The following is an 18,380-nucleotide window of genomic DNA, read 5'->3' as shown; positions in this document are numbered from 1 at the left end:
GTTGAGGATTTTTGGTTACCGGCAATGACACAAGACTTGGTGGTGATGATAACCAAGAAGGCAAATTATTCACGTTTGCTTATCAATACTCACTTAGCTGGCTAGGGTTTATTCAATTTGAGTACAATCTTATCGATTCAAATTGACCTTTTAGAGGATATCCTATCTAAATTATTGATTCTGTTAAGTGTGAATGCAAGTGTCGAGTCGAAACTTATTGTGAATAAGTGAATAAGTGAATAAGTGAATAAGTGAATAAGTGAAAAATATAGTACCAATATGTTAGACCCGTGAAGGCGGCTCGTTACCAAGGGTTAGCATTAGCCTGTTGAGGTGAGTCGGTTCTGAGGGGAGCAGTACTGGTAAAAAGTAGCTATAAGCGAGACACGCTCATAGCTTTTATCGTTTCGAGTAGCGAAGCGATTTAGTTGTTAGGCTATTTGTTTTTACCTATCCGCTTTTAGCTAAAATCACTCCAAATAGGAGCATGATCTGACGGTTTATCGATAGCCCGTAAATCATAATCAACATCAGATTCAATTAAGCGTGGTACTAATGATTCGGTCACTAATATGACGTCGATCCGAAGACCACGATTATCAACAAAGCCTTTACTGCGGTAATCGAACCACGAGTAACGTTCCGTGCGACTTGGGTGTAATTGACGGAAGCTGTCGATAAAGCCCCATTGCTGCAGACGCGCTAACCATTCACGCTCTTCAGGTTGAAAACTGCATTTACCGGTTTTTAACCAACGCTTGGCGTTCACTTCTCCGATGCCGATGTCTAAATCGGTTGGCGAGATATTAATGTCGCCAATAATCGCGATGTCTTCACTTGGGTTATGATGTTTTTCTAAATGTAACATCAAGTCTTGATAAAACTTACGCTTAGCTGGATATTTAGTTTCGTGATGGATACTTTCACCTTGTGGGAAGTATCCATTGAAGACCGTTAATATACGACCGTTAGCTTGGGTAAATTTACCAATAATCAATCGGCGTTGAGCATCTTCAGCATCAGTTTCAAAACCCTTAATGATTTCAATAGGTTCGGCTTTTGATAGCATGGCCACACCATAATGGGCTTTACCGCCGTGAAAATGCACCTGATACCCCATGGCTTCTACATCAGCGACAGGAAACGTTTCGTCATGAACTTTGGTTTCTTGTAAGCCAATAATATCAGGAGAATGACTGTCGATTAGGGCTTGCAATTGATGCAAGCGCGCACGTATACCATTGATATTAAAAGACACTATTTTCATTAAGGAAGCACTCGCTTAAATGGCTTAACGATAACGCTTTTGTACACGCCAGCACCAATATAAGGATCCACATCAGCCCAAGCTTGTGCATCTTCCAATGAAGGGAAATCAGCAACAACTAATGATCCTGTGAAACCGGCTTCCCCCGGATTTTCATTATCAATGGCAGGATGGGGGCCGGCGGTTAATAAACGGCCTTCATCGGCGAGCGCTTGTAAGCGGGCTAAATGTTCGGTGCGGACGGATAAACGCTTTTCTAAACTATTTTCCACGTCTTGAGATGAAATCATATACCACATATCACTACTTCCTTTAATCGTTGTTATAAAATAAGTTATTGGTCATCATTGGGTTGAGTGGTGTCTTCTTGCATATGTTTATATAAGTACAATACCGTGACAACCGTGTTAATTAAGGTGAGGGCGGTTAGGCCAAATACTTTGAAGTTTACCCACATTTCTAGCGGTAGGCTAAACGCAACATAGATATTGGCGATGCCACATACTACAAAAAAACTGACCCAATACCATGTTATTTGTGTCCATATTTTATCGTCAACTTTCATTTCTTTGCCTAACATGCTCTTTAGCGCAGGTTTGCCCATCATTTGAGAGGCAATTAATCCTATAGCAAACAAAGCATAAACAATGGTTACTTTCCATTTAATAAAGGCATCATCGTGAAAAAATAGCGTAAGTGAACCAAACACAGTGATCATGGCAAAGGTAGCTAGAAGCATTTTTTCGATGTGTTTATACAATAGGTAAGTGATGACGAGTTGGATCGCGCTTGCCGCAATCAGTACAGCCGTTGCGGCATAGATGTCATACAACTTGTAGACTGCAAAAAAAATGACCAGTGGTAAAAAATCTAACAGTTGTTTCATAAAAAATCTCAGGCTAGGAAAATACTATTGCATAATGTTGGTGTTATGTTGCCACCGTAATGATGGCCGATTGTAGCATGATGTCATTGCCATTCGCATTAATTAAGGACAGTGATGGAGTGGATTATAAACTATTGCGCTAGGCTATTTTGCAAGAGGATGTAAATTCCGCTAAGCAGCTTAGTGAGCAAGCTATTCTTGCTGTGAATTTGACTCTGTGACACGTTTAGCTTATTTAAATGACCTTATGTATGCTTAATCGATAGGTGCTAAGCAGTTGAGCAGAATGTTTTTTCAAATACCGACTTATCGTCATATCGTCTTATTGTCTTATCGTCGCGAGGGTATTGCGCCAAGGTTTATCAATAGAACCGGGTCATCGTTAAATCGATCTTTCTGTAGCATGGTGATTAAGCGGCGATCAGTAACAGGGTATGGTTAAAGCGATAGCGATGTAAAATGCTCGTGCCTGGTCAGTCTAAACCTTGAACAATAATGATGTTGTCATGCTTTCTCGTGTTGTTAGCGGATTAAATTGGTGTTGATTGCGTGACGAATAATACCAATTCGATACCAACTAATCGCCTTTAAGACGAGTATATAGGCAACTTGCAGTAGGTCTTCCCGCTCTTGCTGTTCATACTTCACACTCCATCGAGCATATTATTATCGGCTCCCATTTTAAATGCGCGGCGCTGGGGTAGGTTGATCATGGCGACTTGCATTTTATCGCGACGGTAATAATCGGCGCTTTTATCTCAGGCAAGAGCTAACAGCGACATAAAAGAGGCCTGTTTGGCAGCAATACTTTGAACCGAGGAATTATCATTAATCACCCTGGGTTGTACACCGGTTGCTAAAGTCTGCTGAATAGAGACTCAACCCAGTACGGCAAGTGTTAGCAGCTTTATGCAGTTACTTTCATACTGCGCCGAGTAATAGGTTGATTAACAATCGATATAGATGACGATAAAAAGAGCCAAATTTATGGCTCTTTTTTGTTTTTAATGAGTAGGTGTTTTATCGTTGGAACTGATAAACACTGCCTAACTTCAAGATTTGTGTGAGTTGATCTAATGCGGTGCGCGATTCCATAATCAATTGCGGATCGGCTAGATCGCTAACGGTCAGTTGATCACGATAATGTCTATCAACCCATGTATTTAAGCGAGTAAATAAACCGTCATTCATTAATGTGTTTTGGTTAACCGCGGCGACTTCTTGTTCGTTCATCGCCACTCGTAAACGTAAACAGGCTGGCCCCCCCCCGTTTTGCATGCTTTGTTTTACATCAAAATAGCGCACTTGTTTGATCGGCGTGCCTAAGGTAACAAGTTCATTTAAATAAGCAAATACTGCAGGGTTTTCTTGGCAATTTGTGGGTGCAATAATGGCCATTTCACCTGAAGGTAGGGTGATGATTTGGGTATTAAATAAGTAACTACGAACGGCATTATCAATTGATACTTGCTCTGTGGTGACTTTGACAAAATGCATATCAGAGTTCATTTTTCGGCGAATTTCATCGAACTTTACTTCGGTATTTAAAAACGCTTGTTCGTGGTAGAAGAGCACATTTTTGTTACCCACTGAAATGACGTCATTGTGGAACACGCCTTGGTCAATCACATCAGGGTTTTGCTGCATAAATACGCAGCTTTCCTCTTCAAGTTGGTGTAAACGTGCTACTGCCTGAGAAGCCTCTAATGTCTGTCGAGCAGGATATTTTGTAGGTTTTGGAGCGTTAGGGGGAGTGGCTGACTGGCCGTAAACAAAAAGTTCTACTCCACTATGACCGTATTCAGAACACAAACGGGTATGATTTGCAGCGCCTTCATCACCAAAACTTGCGTGTTCGGGTAAATGCTGATGATGTTTAAAATAGCGATCATTATTGAATGTTGACTGTAGAATGTGCCCTGTGGTGATAGGTTCAATGCTACGGTGTAATTTATCGACTAGGTTAGCTGGTGTGAAATGTACTTTTCCATCACGAGTGTCAGCACTGGGTGACACTGTCGCCGCATTAGCGGTCCACATGCTCGAAGCACTGCAGCAAGCATTAAGTAGCGCAGGTGCTTGCTGAGCAGCTTTCTGTAAAACCTCAGTGTCAGACCCAGAAAAACCAATTCGACGCAATGTGTAAAGGTCTGGGCGCTCTTGTGGGGCTAATACGCCTTGCACCATACCTAAATCTGCTAATGACTTGGCTTTTTGCAAACCTTGTTTAGCTGCCGCTTTAGGATTTGAGGTTTGGGCCGCATTACTAAATGAGGCCACATTACCAAACGATAATCCGGCATAGTTATGGGTTGGTCCTACCAAGCCATCAAAGTTCGCTTCAAAATGCTTCATTCGTGATCCTTGAGAATTTTAGTGAATAATTATTATTGTAGTTGCGCATATTTGTGTTACTTATAAAAAAGGAACGTGATTGTTCATGTCAGTTAACGCTAATTGAAGCCAGTATACTGGAGCTATAAGGGTTAACAAGGTGTGGTTAATTTGTACAAATGTGTATGAATGACTAAAAATGCACTGAAGGTGCTCGTAAGTATCATTAAGTGACAAATTACGTTTAAAAAACGCATATTATTTTTACATTTTTTATTTTTGATTAAAAAATGACTTACTAGCCGTGTAAAAGAGGGATTAACTTGAAAATCTTGTCTCAACCCTCTATATATGGAATCAATTTTCTTTTTCTCGAGACTTTTTGGCGCAAATAAAACTATGGGTAAATCGCTAGTTATTGTCGAATCGCCGGCTAAAGCCAAGACAATTAATAAATATCTTGGTAAAGACTTCATCGTGAAGTCGAGTGTAGGTCATATCCGTGACTTACCAACTTCGTCTACTTCTGACGGTACAACTGCGACTAAAACCGCTGCAGAAGTTAGAAAATTACCTCCTGAAGAAAAAGCTCAATATAAGCTGATCAGAGACAAACAAGCGCTTGTGGCGCGAATGGGTGTGAATCCCGATAAAGGCTGGGCAGCCAAATATCAAATATTGCCTGGCAAAGAAAAAGTCGTGAAAGACCTAAAAGCGTTAGCAGAAACTGCTGATAAAATCTATCTCGCAACGGATTTGGACCGTGAGGGTGAAGCCATTGCCTGGCATTTACAGGAAATTATTGGTGGTGATGCTTCACGGTATCAGCGGGTTGTGTTTAACGAAATTACTAAAACTGCGATTCAAGATGCGTTTAGTAAACCGACTGTGCTTGATACCAATATGGTCAATGCCCAGCAAGCGCGTCGCTTTTTAGACCGTGTTGTCGGCTTTATGGTGTCACCATTATTATGGAAAAAAGTCGCTCGTGGTTTATCTGCGGGACGTGTTCAATCGGTTGCTGTTCGCCTTGTAGTCGAGCGAGAAGGTGAAATTAAAGCGTTTGTTCCAGAAGAGTTTTGGGATATCCATGCTGAGTTAAATACCCCTACCGCAGCTAGCTTAAAAATGCAGGTGATGAAATATCAATCTGCTGCATTTGAGCCGATTAGTAAAGCGCAAGCGCAAGTGGCGGTTGATGCACTAGGTGATGCAACGTTTGTTGTTACTGCCCGTGAAGATAAAGCCACTTCAAGCAAGCCTTCAGCACCTTATATCACCTCTACATTGCAGCAAGCTGCCAGTACTCGTCTTAGTTTTGGTGTGAAGAAAACCATGATGATGGCTCAGCGCTTGTATGAAGCGGGTCATATTACCTATATGCGTACCGATTCAACTAATTTGAGTAAAGAAGCGGTTGAAAACTTACGTGAAATGATTGGTTCTGAGTTTGGTGACAAGTATTTACCTGCAGAACCTATTCGTTATGGTAGTAAAGAGGGCGCTCAAGAGGCGCATGAGGCTATTAGACCGTCAAACGTGGCTGTGCAGTCAGCATCTTTAACCGATATGGAAAGAGACGCTCAGCGTTTGTATGAGCTTATTTGGCGTCAATTCGTGTCTTGTCAAATGACACCGGCACAATATGATGCGACACGTTTAACGGTAACCGCGGGTGATTACGAATTAAAAGCCAGTGGCCGTACCTTACGCTTTGATGGTTGGACTCGGGTTCAACCGCAGATGGGTAAGAAAAACGAAGAAGACAAAACGCTGCCAGTGGTTGAAAAAGGTGACAAGTTAGTGCTTGAAACCCTGTCGCCAAAACAGCATTTTACTAAGCCAGCGCCTCGATATAGCGAAGCCTCTTTAGTTAAAGAGCTTGAAAAACGAGGTATTGGTCGTCCATCGACGTATGCGACGATTATTTCAACCATTCAGGATCGTGGTTATGTCAAAGTTGATAATCGCCGTTTCTTTGCTGAAAAAATGGGTGAGATTGTTAGCGAACGCTTAGTGGGCAGTTTCAAAGAGTTAATGAGTTACGATTTTACCGCCAGTATGGAGCAGACATTAGATGATGTTGCTCAAGGTAAACTGGACTGGAAAAAAGTACTCGATGGGTTTTATGGCGACTTTACCAAGCAATTATTGTTGGCCGAGTTAGATCCAGATGAAGGCGGCATGCGCCCCAATGAAATGGTACTGACAGACGACATTAAGTGTCCAACCTGTGGCCGTGCAATGGGGATCAGAACGGGTTCAACAGGGGTCTTCCTAGGTTGTTCTGGTTATGAGTTACCGCCGAAAGAACGTTGTAAGACTACTCTTAACTTAACCCCAGGTGAAGAAGCGGTTAGTGACAATGAAGATGCTGAAACTGAAGCGCTACGAGCTAAACATCGTTGTGGGAAGTGTGGCACAGCGATGGACAGTTATCTCATTGACGAGACCCGTAAATTACATGTCTGTGGTAATAACCCGTCATGTGATGGCTACGAAGTGGAAGCCGGACAATTTAAGATTAAAGGTTATGAAGGTCCGATCATTGAATGCGATCGCTGCAGCAATAATATGGAACTTAAAAACGGTCGATTTGGTAAGTATTTTGGTTGTACCAATACGGAGTGTAAGAACACCCGTAAGTTGCTGAGAAGCGGCGAAGCGGCGCCACCAAAAGAAGACCCAATTTTTCTACCTGAATTAAAATGTACTAAATCCGATGCCCATTTTGTGCTTCGTGATGGTGCTGCTGGAATATTTTTAGCGGCGAGTACTTTCCCTAAATCCCGTGAAACACGTGCGCCTCTAGTGGAAGAGTTAGTTCAGTATCGTGATTTGTTATGGCCTAAATATCAGTATCTTGCTGACGCACCAGTGGAAGATGATGAAGGTAACAAAGCCTCGGTTAAATTTAGCCGTAAGACGAAGGAGCAGCATGTTGCTACTGAAGTTGATGGCAAAGCGACCGGCTGGTCTTCTAAATTTATAAACGGTAAATGGGTCAGTGAATCAGCTAAGAAAAAAGCTAAGAAATAACCTTTAGCTTTAGTTGCTTCATCACTCTATTCATTAACGCTACCCGATTGGGTAGCGTTTTTGTTTGTGCAACAAATGGATTTATTATTGTTTCTATAGCGAATAGGTTCGTGGGCATATTTATGTAGACTATGACAAACGAACAAACGAACAAACGAATTAAAGATAATCAGACACAAAAAAGCACTGATAATTATCAGTGCTTTTTTAGTGGTAAATTATTGCGAATTACCTCGGTGTTAAGCCGATATACCGCAATTTATTTGGCACTGTTTTGTGCTGCTTGAATGGCGGTTAATGCAATAGTGTAAACAATATCATCGACTAATGCGCCACGTGATAAATCGTTAACCGGTTTACGCATACCTTGAAGCATCGGACCGATACTGATTAAATCAGCACTACGCTGTACTGCTTTGTATGTTGTGTTACCCGTATTTAAGTCTGGGAATACAAATACGGTCGCTTTACCCGCAACTGGGCTGTTAGGCGCTTTAGATTGAGCGACGTTAGGCATAACGGCTGCATCGTATTGCAACGGACCATCGATGATTAAATCGGGACGTTTTTCTTTGGCAATTCGAGTGGCTTCACGCACTTTATCAACACCCAACCCGGTGCCAGAGGTACCTGTTGAGTAACTGATCATCGCGACACGAGGTTCAATCCCAAAGGCTTTAGCTGATTCCGCTGACTGAATCGCGATTTCGGCTAACTGCTCAGGATTTGGATCTGGATTAATGGCACAATCACCATACACGAGTACTTGATCTGGCATCAGCATAAAGAAAATCGACGATACCAAGCTAGAACCTGGTGCTGTTTTAATTAATTGCAGTGGTGGGCGAATAGTTTGTGCAGTAGTATGAACCGCACCAGACACAATACCATCAACTTCATCTTGTGCCAGCATCATGGTTCCAAGCACCATGTTGTCTTCTAGTTGCTCTCGGGCTACCACTTCTGTTAATCCTTTGCTGCGACGTAATTCGAGCATAGGTTCAACATATTTGTCACGCACACTAACAGGCTCAATGATCTCGATGCCTTCACCTAAAATGACATCTTGTTGTAATGCGACACGCAAGATCTCTTCACGGTTACCTAATAATACGCAACGAGCAATACCACGTTCTGCACAAATAGCTGCCGCTTTAACGGTTCTCGGTTCTTCACCTTCGGGTAGCACGATGGTTTTACGTGCTGCACGGGCCAGTTCGGTTAACTTATAACGGAATGCTGGCGGTGATAAACGGTGTTCTCGAGGAGAGTCTTGAGTGATGCTTTCAATCCAAGTTTGGTCGATATGGCCTGCAACGTATTCTTGTACTTTGTCAACGCGAACCGCATCATCCACAGGCACTTCATGGTCAAAACGTTGGATATTGAGTGACGTTTCCCATGTGTTTGATTCAATTAAGAACACTGGCAAGCCGGTTTCAAATGCTTGCTCACACAACTTCATAATTTCTGGCTCAGGCTGGTAGCCACCAGTAAGCAATAGTGCGCCAATTTTAACGCCGTTCATCGCCGCTAAACAAGCTGATGCGATGACGTCAGAGCGATCACCTGAAGTCACTAAAAGTGAATTGGTTTTGATGTGAGTAACCAAGTTTGGAAGACTGCGAGCACAAAATGTAACCCGGCGCATACGGCGAGTATTCATTTCACCGGCATTAATGATTTTAGCATTTAAGTGTTTTGCTAAATCAGATGCGCGCGGTGCAATTAACTCTAAATTGTATGGCACTCTACCTAAAATGCGCAGTGGACTTTTACTGGGTAGTTGGAACATGTCCGCGCTATCAGTGGCGTTAATTTGCTTATTAACAAACACTTCAGATAAATCAGGACGAGTACGACCTTCATTATCAACTGGCGCACCAATTTTATTAATGATGGCGCCAATTATGCGCTTGTTTTTTTGTCCGCCCCAAGAGTTATAGGTGATTTCTAATCGATTCATTAACCCATTAGGCGTATCAACCCCTGGTGTTGCGATGAAAATAACATCAGCATCTAGTGCTTTAGCTATTTCGTAGTTAATGTCATCAGCAAAAGGGTGGCTACGTGTCGGCACCAAGCCTTCAACGACTAAGATTTCAGTATTGCTGGCGCATTCTGCAGTGCGGGCAATAATTTGTTCCATTAAGACATCAACTTGCTCTGTGCGGATTAAGGCTTCAGCGTGTTCCATTGAAAATGGCTCTAACGGATTGACCGTTGGTGAGGTACTTAAAATGGTGGTTGAACGTTCAGGACCTGTATCACCCGAGCGGATCTGTGCAATAGGTTTAAAGAATTGTACTTTAACGCCTTTACGTTCTAGGGCGCGAACCATACCTAAGCTAAGTGATGTTAATCCTACTCCAATACCGATTGGAATAAGTAAAATATTACGAGACATAACGACCTCTTGTGTGCGTATTGTTCATGTTAATTAACCGAGTATAAGACCGAATAGGGGCTTATTTCGCTGTGACCAACTTGATTGCATCTTCAGCAATGACCCACTCTTCATTTGTCGGTATGACCATGGCAATAGGGCTGCCTTCTTTGGTAATGATACCTTGTTGGCCAAAACGAGCCGCTGTATTCAAGTCGTCGTCGACTTTGAAGTTAAATATTTCTAATAAATTAAGAACTCTTTCGCGAATAAGTTTTGAGTTCTCGCCAATGCCACCGGTAAAGATAATGGCGTCTAAACGGCCTAGTGGCACAGTGTAAGAGGCGATATATTTAGCTAAACGGTAACAGAAAATATCTAGGGCTAACGTGGCCCCTTTATGGTTGTCATGATAACCTTCTTCAATACCACGACAATCATTGGTCAATTCTGAAATACCGAGCAAACCACTTTGCTTATTCAGCAGGTTATTAACTTCATCAATGGTATAATTAAGTTGATTAACGAGATGAAAAATAATCGATGGATCTAAATCACCACAACGTGTGCCCATGACTAACCCTTCTAGTGGGGTTAAGCCCATAGACGTGTCAACACTTATGCCGCCTTTAATGGCTGTTACCGATGCGCCATTGCCTAAATGTGCACAAATAACGTTGATGTCTTTTGTGTCTTTGCCTAATACTTTGGCCGCCTCGCGACAGACATATAAATTACTCGTACCGTGCATGCCATAACGGCGAATACTATGTTCACGATACAATTTGTAAGGTAGGGCATAAATATAAGCTTTTTCGGGCATGGTTTGGTGAAATGCGGTATCAAATACAGTCACTTGTGGCAAGTTAGGAAAAGACGCTATTGCAGCACGAATACCAATTAAATGCGCCGGATTATGCAGTGGAGCTAACGACGCACAATCTTCAATACCTTGAATGACTTCAGGGGTAACAATAACAGAGCGGGTAAACTTTTCACCACCATGGACGATACGGTGGCCAACGGCTTTAATTTTAGCCGCAAGTTCTGGGTGTTCTGCCAAGATGTTATTAACGATAAATTCTACCGCTTCGCGATGTGCCGTAAAGGCACCTAAACTGGCTTCATGTTTGTTGCCATTAAATTTCCACTTAATGCGTGAATCTTCTAAACCAAAACATTCTGCTAGACCAGAAATTTTATCATCGCCTGATTGAGCATCAATGATGGCAAATTTTAATGATGAGCTACCGCAGTTGAGCACGAGTACTAATTTGTCTGACATGTTAACGCCTTTTAAGTCAATGAAACTAAATGAAAAAGGAAAATTCCATTTTGATTAAGGTTTATGATCATTCATAAACGCCATACTTCGCTGTTCTTGTTGTGATTTGCGACTGTAAGTTAAATCATTATAGTGGCAAATCGGCCAGTGCATTTTGGGCATGACACTGTATTATGTTATCGTTATACTCATGTCCTAAGCTGTAAAGGTAGCCGTATATTGAACATGAATTTGGTTAAATTACTTGGTGACGGTCAACGTTATATGAAGACCTGGCCAATGGTTAGGCAACTTGGGTTTTATTTCCCAGAGTACCGTGTCGTCAAAGCGACTCAATTAGCTATTATCGCAATGCCGATATTGGCATTGGTGGTTGCGGCCAGCCAACTCTATGTATTGGGCTGGGATTATTTACCGCAAGCATTAACGATGTTACTGTTTTTTATCAGCCTGCCATTACAAGGCTTATTATGGTTAGGGTGGCGAGCACGCCATCCATTGCCTTTATCGTTATTCGATTGGAGCAATCAACTCAGTTCAACATTGTCTGAGATGGGTATCTATTGCCAACCATTAGGCTCGACAGCCTGTTATTCAGATATGGCTGCCATTTTGAAATTGGCTTTTGAACGCTTAGATCAAAGTTATTGGGATGAACTGTAATCGCTCTTTTTTATAAGTCTCTGCTAATTTAAGTCTATTTTTTTATTGTGACTAAAATGTCGCGTTAATGTCTCGATCTAAAAATACCTGCTGAATTTTCTGCATTGTTTCGGTACTCGGCGGTGAAACATCTGCCATGGTGTATGTTTCGCCAAAGGCTTGCCATTTATGCTGCCCTAAAGGGTGATACGGCAATAACTCAACTTTTTCAACGTTATTCATTGGTTTAATGAACTCAGCTAATGCAATGGCTGACTCAACGTCTTCAGTAAATCTGGCGACGACCACGTAACGGATCCAGGTTTTGATATTTCGTTTAGCAAGGTATTGGGCAAATTGTAGTGTTCGATGGTTACTGACTTTTGTCAGCTCGATGTGCTTGGTATCGTCCATTTGTTTGATATCAAGTAATACTAAGTCTGTATTGTCGAGCAACTCATCAATCACAGGTTCATATTTACGCACAAAACCGTTGGTGTCTAAACAGGTGTGTACCCCTTCAGCTTTACAGGCTTTAAATAATTCACTCACAAATTGAGCTTGTAAAATAGCCTCACCACCACTAGCAGTAATACCACCACCACTGGCTTCTAAAAATGGTTTATAAGCAATGACTTGGTCCATTATTTCAGCAACAGAAGTTTCTTTGCCGCCGTCCAAATCCCACGTATCACGATTATGGCAATATTGGCAGCGCATAAGGCACCCCTGCATAAAAGCGATATAGCGGATCCCAGGACCGTCAACGGTTCCGAATGATTCAACTGAATGTATGCGACCTAACGTCATTGTTGTTCCTTAAATGTCTATAAAAAAGGCTGTATCGATAAGAAATCACCCATCGATACAGCCAATTTTAGCAGAGACTACATACTTTTTGTAAATGTACGAGTGATAACATCTTGCTGCTGCTCTGGGGTGAGCGCATTAAAGCGAACAGCATAACCCGATACACGTATGGTTAATTGTGGATATTTATCCGGATTAACAATAGCATCTTCTAACATTTCACGGTTCATCACGTTAACGTTTAAGTGTTGACCACCTTCACGATTTGGCTTGCTTAAGAAGTAGCCATCCATCAGTGACGCTAAGTTAGTACGACGACCCGTATCATCTTTACCTAATGCATTTGGCACGATAGAGAAAGTATAAGAAACACCATCTTGTGCGTGGGCAAATGGCAGTTTAGCAACCGATGTTAATGAAGCAATCGCACCATTTTCATCACGGCCATGCATTGGGTTTGCGCCTGGAGCAAATGGCGCACCAGCACGACGACCGTCAGGAGTGTTACCGGTTTTCTTACCATAAACCACGTTTGAGGTGATGGTTAAGATTGATTGTGTTGGGATCGCATTACGATACATTGTTTTAGTGCGAATTTTCGCCATAAAACGTTCAACTAAATCGCAAGCTATATCATCAACACGAGGATCATTATTACCAAATTTTGGATAATCACCTTGAATATCAAAATCAACAGCAATACCATCTTCGTCGCGGATAGGCTTAACTTGAGCGTACTTAATCGCTGACAATGAATCGGCGGCAATCGATAAACCAGCAATACCACAGGCCATTGTGCGGCGCACATCACGGTCATGTAATGCCATCAACGCTGACTCATAAGAGTATTTGTCATGCATATAGTGAATCGCGTTAAGTGCAGACACATATTGTGTTGCAAGCCAGTCCATTGAGATGTCAAAGCGTGACATTACATCATCAAAATCAAGTACTTCGGCAGTGATTTTGTCAGATTTTGGCGCGATTTGAGTTTTAAGTTTTTCGTCAACACCACCGTTAATAGCATATAACATGGTTTTGGCTAAGTTAGCGCGAGCACCGAAGAACTGCATATGCTTACCCAAAATCATTGGGCTAACACAACAGGCGATGGCGTAATCGTCTGACTCAAAGTCTGGGCGCATTAAATCATCGTTTTCATATTGAATTGAACTGGTATCAATAGACACTTTGGCGCAGTAACTTTTAAAACCTTGTGGTAATTGCGTTGACCATAACACGGTAATGTTTGGCTCAGGGCTTGCGCCCATGTTGTACAAGGTATGTAAGAAGCGGAAACTAGATTTGGTGACCAGTGTGCGACCATCAAGACCCATACCTGCGATAGATTCTGTGGCCCAAATTGGATCACCAGAGAATAATTCATCGTATTCAGGTGTACGTAAGAAACGAACCATACGCAATTTCATTACGAAATGGTCAACCATTTCCTGGGCTTGCTGCTCATTAAGGACACCATTTTTAATGTCACGCTCAATGTAGGCATCAATGAAAGTTGAGGTACGACCGAGTGACATTGCTGCGCCATTTTGACTTTTTACTGCAGCAAGGTAACCAAAGTAAGTCCATTGGATCGCTTCTTTGGCATTTTGAGCCGGTACAGAAATATCACAACCGTATTTGGCCGCCATAACTTTCATTTGGCCTAAAGCACGATGTTGCTCAGCAATTTCTTCACGTAATTGGATCACACTTGATAAATCTTCGCCGGCTTCAAACTGCGCTTGCAGTGAACTGAATTGGGCAAACTTATCTTGCATTAGGTAATCAATACCGTACAAAGCAATGCGGCGGTAATCTCCGATAATACGACCACGACCATAAGCATCAGGTAAACCGGTTAATACGCCTGATTTACGACAAGCCATAATTTCTTTGGTATAAACATCAAACACACCTTGGTTATGGGTTTTACGTAATTCAGAATAAACGTAATTAACATCTTTGTTGAGTTCACGGCCATAAGCTTTACATGAACCTTCAACCATGCGAATACCGCCATTAGGCAACATCGAACGTTTTAGCGGCTTTTCTGTTTGTAAACCAACGATGGTTTCTAGATCTTTATTGATATAACCAGCATCATGAGACGTGATAGTCGAGACCACCTCTGTATCGAAATCGACAGGAGCATGAGTTTGGTTCTCAATTTTGATGCCTTCCATTACTTTGTCCCACAAAGTTAATGTTGCAGCAGTTGCACCAGCTAAGAATGATTCGTCACCCTCATATGGTGTGTAATTTTGTTGAATAAAGTCACGTACGTTAACTTCTGTTTTCCAATCGCCAGCTACGAAACCTTCCCACGCGTTGGCAAATAGTTCGGTTTTATCTGTCATTTATTTAACCCTCTGGTTGATTTTCTACGGGCATCATCTCAAATAGTACAAGGTGATGTTATCCGTAAGTGTTTACATTCTGTCGTCTAGGCGCATTCGCTAGATTGAGCCGTTAACATGTTCTGCGACATTGGTGTCAGAAATGTTCTGCCTGACTTTTGTAATGACGCTAATCGATATTGTTTCAGCTAATGTATAATTGGTAAGACCATTTATCCATGGGTTAATAATAGCACAGCTGATTGACCATATCGGTAAAATTGATATTTAAATTCTAAAAGTGTTAGCTGTCTAACAAATCTATCTAGAATTAAGAGTTGAACATAGAATTGTCAGCAAATAGAAAGGCGAAACCCTTGTCAATCTCGCCTTTATATTTTGGTATTGCTGAGCATGACGGGATTATAAGAACCCAGGTATCCCTTCGATCATGCCTACTGCTAACATGGCCGCTAAACAAATAACAAATGCAAGACTCGGGATGACGATACGGTCGGCAAATGATAAGGTTTTAGGCCGCTCTTTATCACCAATTAAGCCATTATTATCAAGCAGCATAGTCAATGCCCACGCTAATACTGGATTGGCCACAAATGAAGCAAAAATACAGATACCTGCAGCTTGGCTACTCGTGGTGTCTTTAACCATCTGCAAGCCTGCTTCAAGTAACGGTAGGAATACACCCACTAGCAGTGCAATCGCCATTACAGGGCGCCATACGGTTATATCCATTGGGTAACCCAAGATAGCAACAACAATACACATGATACCGAGTAAGATTGCTCCAGCAGGAATAGGGCGTTTGGCAATGGCGGCAGGGATCATGTAAGTTCCCCAAGAAGAGGTAATGTTACCGCCTCCGACTGCGGTGCCAACGATCTGTCTTACTGAACAAGTAGCCATGGTGTCATCGACATCCATCAGTACCTTTTCAGCCCCTTTTGGATAATTTAATTCTTGGAAAATACGATGACCAAGGAAATCAGGCGACCACATGGCAACAGCAAGAATGGCGAACGGTAATGATGCAATAAAATGCGCCATATTAGGTAAACCTAACTGCCAACCTTGATCAGTTGAGCCCCACCAATAAACAGGATTGAGATTGGGAATGCCAGGAGCTGTGGTAAATTGCAGATCTAAACCCGCGCCGAGACCAAATGACAATGCGACAGCCGCAATAGAACACAAAGGAATGGCTAACCAACGTTTACCGTATTTAGCTAGTGCGGCATAGATAATCACGTTAACTAATAATATGGCAAATGCGACATAACCGAGTGAGTAGTCAAGGCCATGCTTGGCTTGAAGTCCTCCTGCCCAAGTAAATAACGAGCCTATCTGACTTTTTGCACCCATAAACCCTAGGAACACTAATAAGCCGCCAGCCACGCCGCTACTGGTGAGGTTAACCAGTTTAGAGCCACCTTTGAAATAACTTAATAATAAGCCAAATATGCCAATGAGGATTGCCAATGCTAAGGGATGAGCACCGGCGAGTGCGATGGTACCAATTAACGGGATCATCGGCCCATGGTTGCCACCGAGATTGGCTCTTGGATTAATAAAACCAGAGCTAATGATACAAAATAGTAGTGCTGGTATTAGCATTTCTACACGGACTATTTGGATAGCAAATTCAGCCCCAAGACTCACGTGGTCCCATTTATCACTTAGGCCTGCAGCCCAAGCAGCCATTACTGCGGAATACATCACAGTAATCCCAATTGTTCCTGCAATGGCTGGAACTAAGTCTTCCCATTCAAAGCGAAAATCACGCCCAGGAAGATTGAGTCTCCAGCGTCTTGGCTTCATTATTTTGAGTTCGTTTTCTAAATAGGCATCGCGACTTTCAAATTCGCTCGCGGGGCGATGAAGCTCGCTATAGCTAGCTTCTTGAGCTTTTTTTTCTGAATTGCTGACAGTTTCTGACATAATTTCTCATTCTCCGAAAAGAACAGGTTAGTCCATCAAATGATGAAGTTTGAGTGTGTTCCTTTGAAGTGACGGCGATGTCTATGAGAGCAGCTTGCCAGCGAGCCTAAATTGGCTCATATCACTTTGTTCAGCTGCAATACCTTTGTCGCGAGGCATTACAGTGACGTCCTTATTTCGGCCTTGCTTTGGTCATACCAATTTACCTTAGTGATTTTAGCATAGCGATGAGGTTGCATCACTCAGGTTTCAAGAAAGTTACTGTTTTGTTTGCTGGAAGTGAGAGCTGGTTAACAAGTTGATGGCAAAGTTAGAACGGAAAATTGGCATAATAGTCAGCTATTCCAGCAAGACAGCCTTTAAAATATCAATCCAAATCAATAATATTGATACATAGTATCAGTCTGGTTCAATTCTACTTAATTGTTGATGGCGGTATCCTGAGGTCGCCTAAAAAAAAGGTATTTGCAGGCGTCACCATCTTGATCATGATTATAAATATAGAACATTTCAGTGCAAAAGGCGCCATGGCTGCAACCGCAATTTATGTTAACTGCAGATGTTGCCATTCTAATTCTCATTGTAATTGTAATTGTATTGAGAATAGGTAAATCAGTATTCCCTAAGAGGGCAACGTATTGATAAACCAGCACCGCAATCTAAAGAATGGCATTAAGACGATAACGGTGCCATTGAGCCACGATAAATGGCATGTTTCATTGGTGCAAGAAGCTGAATGTAAGACGGCAAAATAACGACTGTCTCCGGTTGTTGCTACGGCATTAATCGTTAATATTGTTGTCGGCTAAAATTCTGTATTGGTTATCAATGCTAAGTTGCTAAAGACGTCGTCAAAAAAAGTAACCAAATTTAAGTCCAGTTGAGCCGCAAAAAGAAGGGTTCAAACCGCGAGTACAAAACTAAAGACCGTCTCCATCCTCTTTACGGGGAAATCTTCCACAACGCTTAGGGATCGCCAACCAAGTATCTAACTATGGCTAAGGCCAGTGATATCGTGGTGTTTGATAATTTGAATGTCAAAGGGATACAGGCGTTTTATGGCCCTATGGTTAATAATAATCTAATGGGGATGGTAACAAATATTACCCAGTACCAAGTCACACATTAAGTAGCGGCATTTACTGTGTTTGTAAACACAAACATAAGCTTGATTTAACAGCGCGTTCATTTGCTGGTAATAAGTGCGGCTTGAGTCATGCAGAGCTCTATCGGCAGCTCAATCCGCTGCGGCTCAGTCCTTAGCAATAACAGGTGAAAATGATTTAATAGCGGTTGAGGAATCGTTAGGCTAACACCCCAATATCAGCATAAATCATCCAATAAAATGAACAACTTTGCGGTGTCGAAGTTTGATTTGGCAACTGAGGAAAAAAGCAATCTAGCGGTTAGTAACTCGATTGCTGAAGTCTATTGAT

General features: G+C 42.1%; 11 protein-coding genes. 2 read left to right on the top strand and 9 right to left on the bottom strand.

All coding sequences use genetic code 11. The features are described 5' to 3' along the window. Positions 1–460: 460 nt before the first annotated feature. The 4 genes from xthA to astB form a co-directional block, all read right to left on the bottom strand. Positions 461–1,267 carry an exodeoxyribonuclease III gene (xthA, locus tag AAEZ02_RS04790; protein ID WP_351075199.1) on the bottom strand — a complete coding sequence of 269 codons (807 nt, stop codon included), beginning with the start codon at positions 1,265–1,267 and terminating at the stop codon, positions 461–463. Next, positions 1,267–1,566, bottom strand: a complete 300-nt coding sequence (locus AAEZ02_RS04785) for a YciI family protein (protein ID WP_101032154.1) — start codon at positions 1,564–1,566, stop codon at positions 1,267–1,269. The genes xthA and AAEZ02_RS04785 overlap by 1 nt, the downstream gene beginning before the upstream one ends. A gap of 35 nt (positions 1,567–1,601) precedes the next feature. Continuing rightward, positions 1,602–2,153 (bottom strand): septation protein A, encoded by a 552-nt coding sequence (locus AAEZ02_RS04780; protein ID WP_101032153.1) that lies wholly within the window; start codon positions 2,151–2,153, stop codon positions 1,602–1,604. Positions 2,154–3,173: 1,020 nt separating this feature from the next. Further along, positions 3,174–4,508 carry an N-succinylarginine dihydrolase gene (astB, locus tag AAEZ02_RS04775; protein WP_351122121.1) on the bottom strand — a complete coding sequence of 445 codons (1,335 nt, stop codon included), beginning with the start codon at positions 4,506–4,508 and terminating at the stop codon, positions 3,174–3,176. Between the two features lie 378 nt (positions 4,509–4,886). On the opposite strand from astB, the gene topA reads away from it, so the two are divergent. Next, the gene (gene topA, locus AAEZ02_RS04770) at positions 4,887–7,526 is read left to right on the top strand and encodes a type I DNA topoisomerase (protein ID WP_124011795.1); all 2,640 of its coding nucleotides are present in this window, start codon (positions 4,887–4,889) and stop codon (positions 7,524–7,526) included. 259 nt (positions 7,527–7,785) lie between these two features. On the opposite strand, the gene pta is transcribed toward topA, so the two are convergent. Both pta and ackA read right to left on the bottom strand, forming a co-directional pair. After that, positions 7,786–9,933, bottom strand: a complete 2,148-nt coding sequence (gene pta, locus AAEZ02_RS04765; protein ID WP_101032150.1) for a phosphate acetyltransferase — start codon at positions 9,931–9,933, stop codon at positions 7,786–7,788. Positions 9,934–9,994: 61 nt separating this feature from the next. After that, positions 9,995–11,197 (bottom strand): acetate kinase, encoded by a 1,203-nt coding sequence (gene ackA / locus AAEZ02_RS04760; RefSeq protein WP_101032149.1) that lies wholly within the window; start codon positions 11,195–11,197, stop codon positions 9,995–9,997. 225 nt (positions 11,198–11,422) lie between these two features. Between ackA and yfbV the strand changes: the two genes are divergently transcribed. Beyond that, entirely contained in the window at positions 11,423–11,860 is a 438-nt protein-coding gene (gene yfbV / locus AAEZ02_RS04755; protein ID WP_206191814.1) for a terminus macrodomain insulation protein YfbV, read from the top strand. Between the two features lie 51 nt (positions 11,861–11,911). Here yfbV and pflA read toward each other — a convergent pair whose 3' ends face one another. From pflA to AAEZ02_RS04740, 3 genes are all read right to left on the bottom strand, one after another. Continuing rightward, entirely contained in the window at positions 11,912–12,649 is a 738-nt protein-coding gene (gene pflA, locus AAEZ02_RS04750; protein ID WP_351122116.1) for a pyruvate formate lyase 1-activating protein, read from the bottom strand. Positions 12,650–12,726: 77 nt separating this feature from the next. Further along, positions 12,727–15,009, bottom strand: coding sequence for a formate C-acetyltransferase (gene pflB / locus AAEZ02_RS04745; protein WP_124011792.1), 2,283 nt, complete (start codon positions 15,007–15,009; stop codon positions 12,727–12,729). A gap of 402 nt (positions 15,010–15,411) precedes the next feature. After that, on the bottom strand, positions 15,412–16,944 hold the full coding sequence (locus AAEZ02_RS04740) for a DUF3360 family protein (protein WP_101032145.1): 1,533 nt from the start codon (positions 16,942–16,944) through the stop codon (positions 15,412–15,414). Between the last annotated feature and the right edge of the window lie 1,436 nt (positions 16,945–18,380).

It is taken from the genome of Shewanella sp. T24-MNA-CIBAN-0130 (assembly GCF_040310185.1).
GTDB lineage: Bacteria > Pseudomonadota > Gammaproteobacteria > Enterobacterales > Shewanellaceae > Shewanella > Shewanella psychromarinicola.
Note: the sequence above shows the minus strand (reverse complement) of the source record. Positions and strands in the feature narration are given on the sequence as shown.

Coding starts and splice junctions, on each gene's coding strand:
- xthA (WP_351075199.1), bottom strand. CDS start 1,267: ATGAAAATAGTGTCTTTTAATATCAATGGTATACGTGCGCGCTTGCAT.
- AAEZ02_RS04785 (WP_101032154.1), bottom strand. CDS start 1,566: ATGTGGTATATGATTTCATCTCAAGACGTGGAAAATAGTTTAGAAAAG.
- AAEZ02_RS04780 (WP_101032153.1), bottom strand. CDS start 2,153: ATGAAACAACTGTTAGATTTTTTACCACTGGTCATTTTTTTTGCAGTC.
- astB (WP_351122121.1), bottom strand. CDS start 4,508: ATGAAGCATTTTGAAGCGAACTTTGATGGCTTGGTAGGACCAACCCAT.
- topA (WP_124011795.1), top strand. CDS start 4,887: ATGGGTAAATCGCTAGTTATTGTCGAATCGCCGGCTAAAGCCAAGACA.
- pta (WP_101032150.1), bottom strand. CDS start 9,933: ATGTCTCGTAATATTTTACTTATTCCAATCGGTATTGGAGTAGGATTA.
- ackA (WP_101032149.1), bottom strand. CDS start 11,197: ATGTCAGACAAATTAGTACTCGTGCTCAACTGCGGTAGCTCATCATTA.
- yfbV (WP_206191814.1), top strand. CDS start 11,423: ATGAATTTGGTTAAATTACTTGGTGACGGTCAACGTTATATGAAGACC.
- pflA (WP_351122116.1), bottom strand. CDS start 12,649: ATGACGTTAGGTCGCATACATTCAGTTGAATCATTCGGAACCGTTGAC.
- pflB (WP_124011792.1), bottom strand. CDS start 15,009: ATGACAGATAAAACCGAACTATTTGCCAACGCGTGGGAAGGTTTCGTA.
- AAEZ02_RS04740 (WP_101032145.1), bottom strand. CDS start 16,944: ATGTCAGAAACTGTCAGCAATTCAGAAAAAAAAGCTCAAGAAGCTAGC.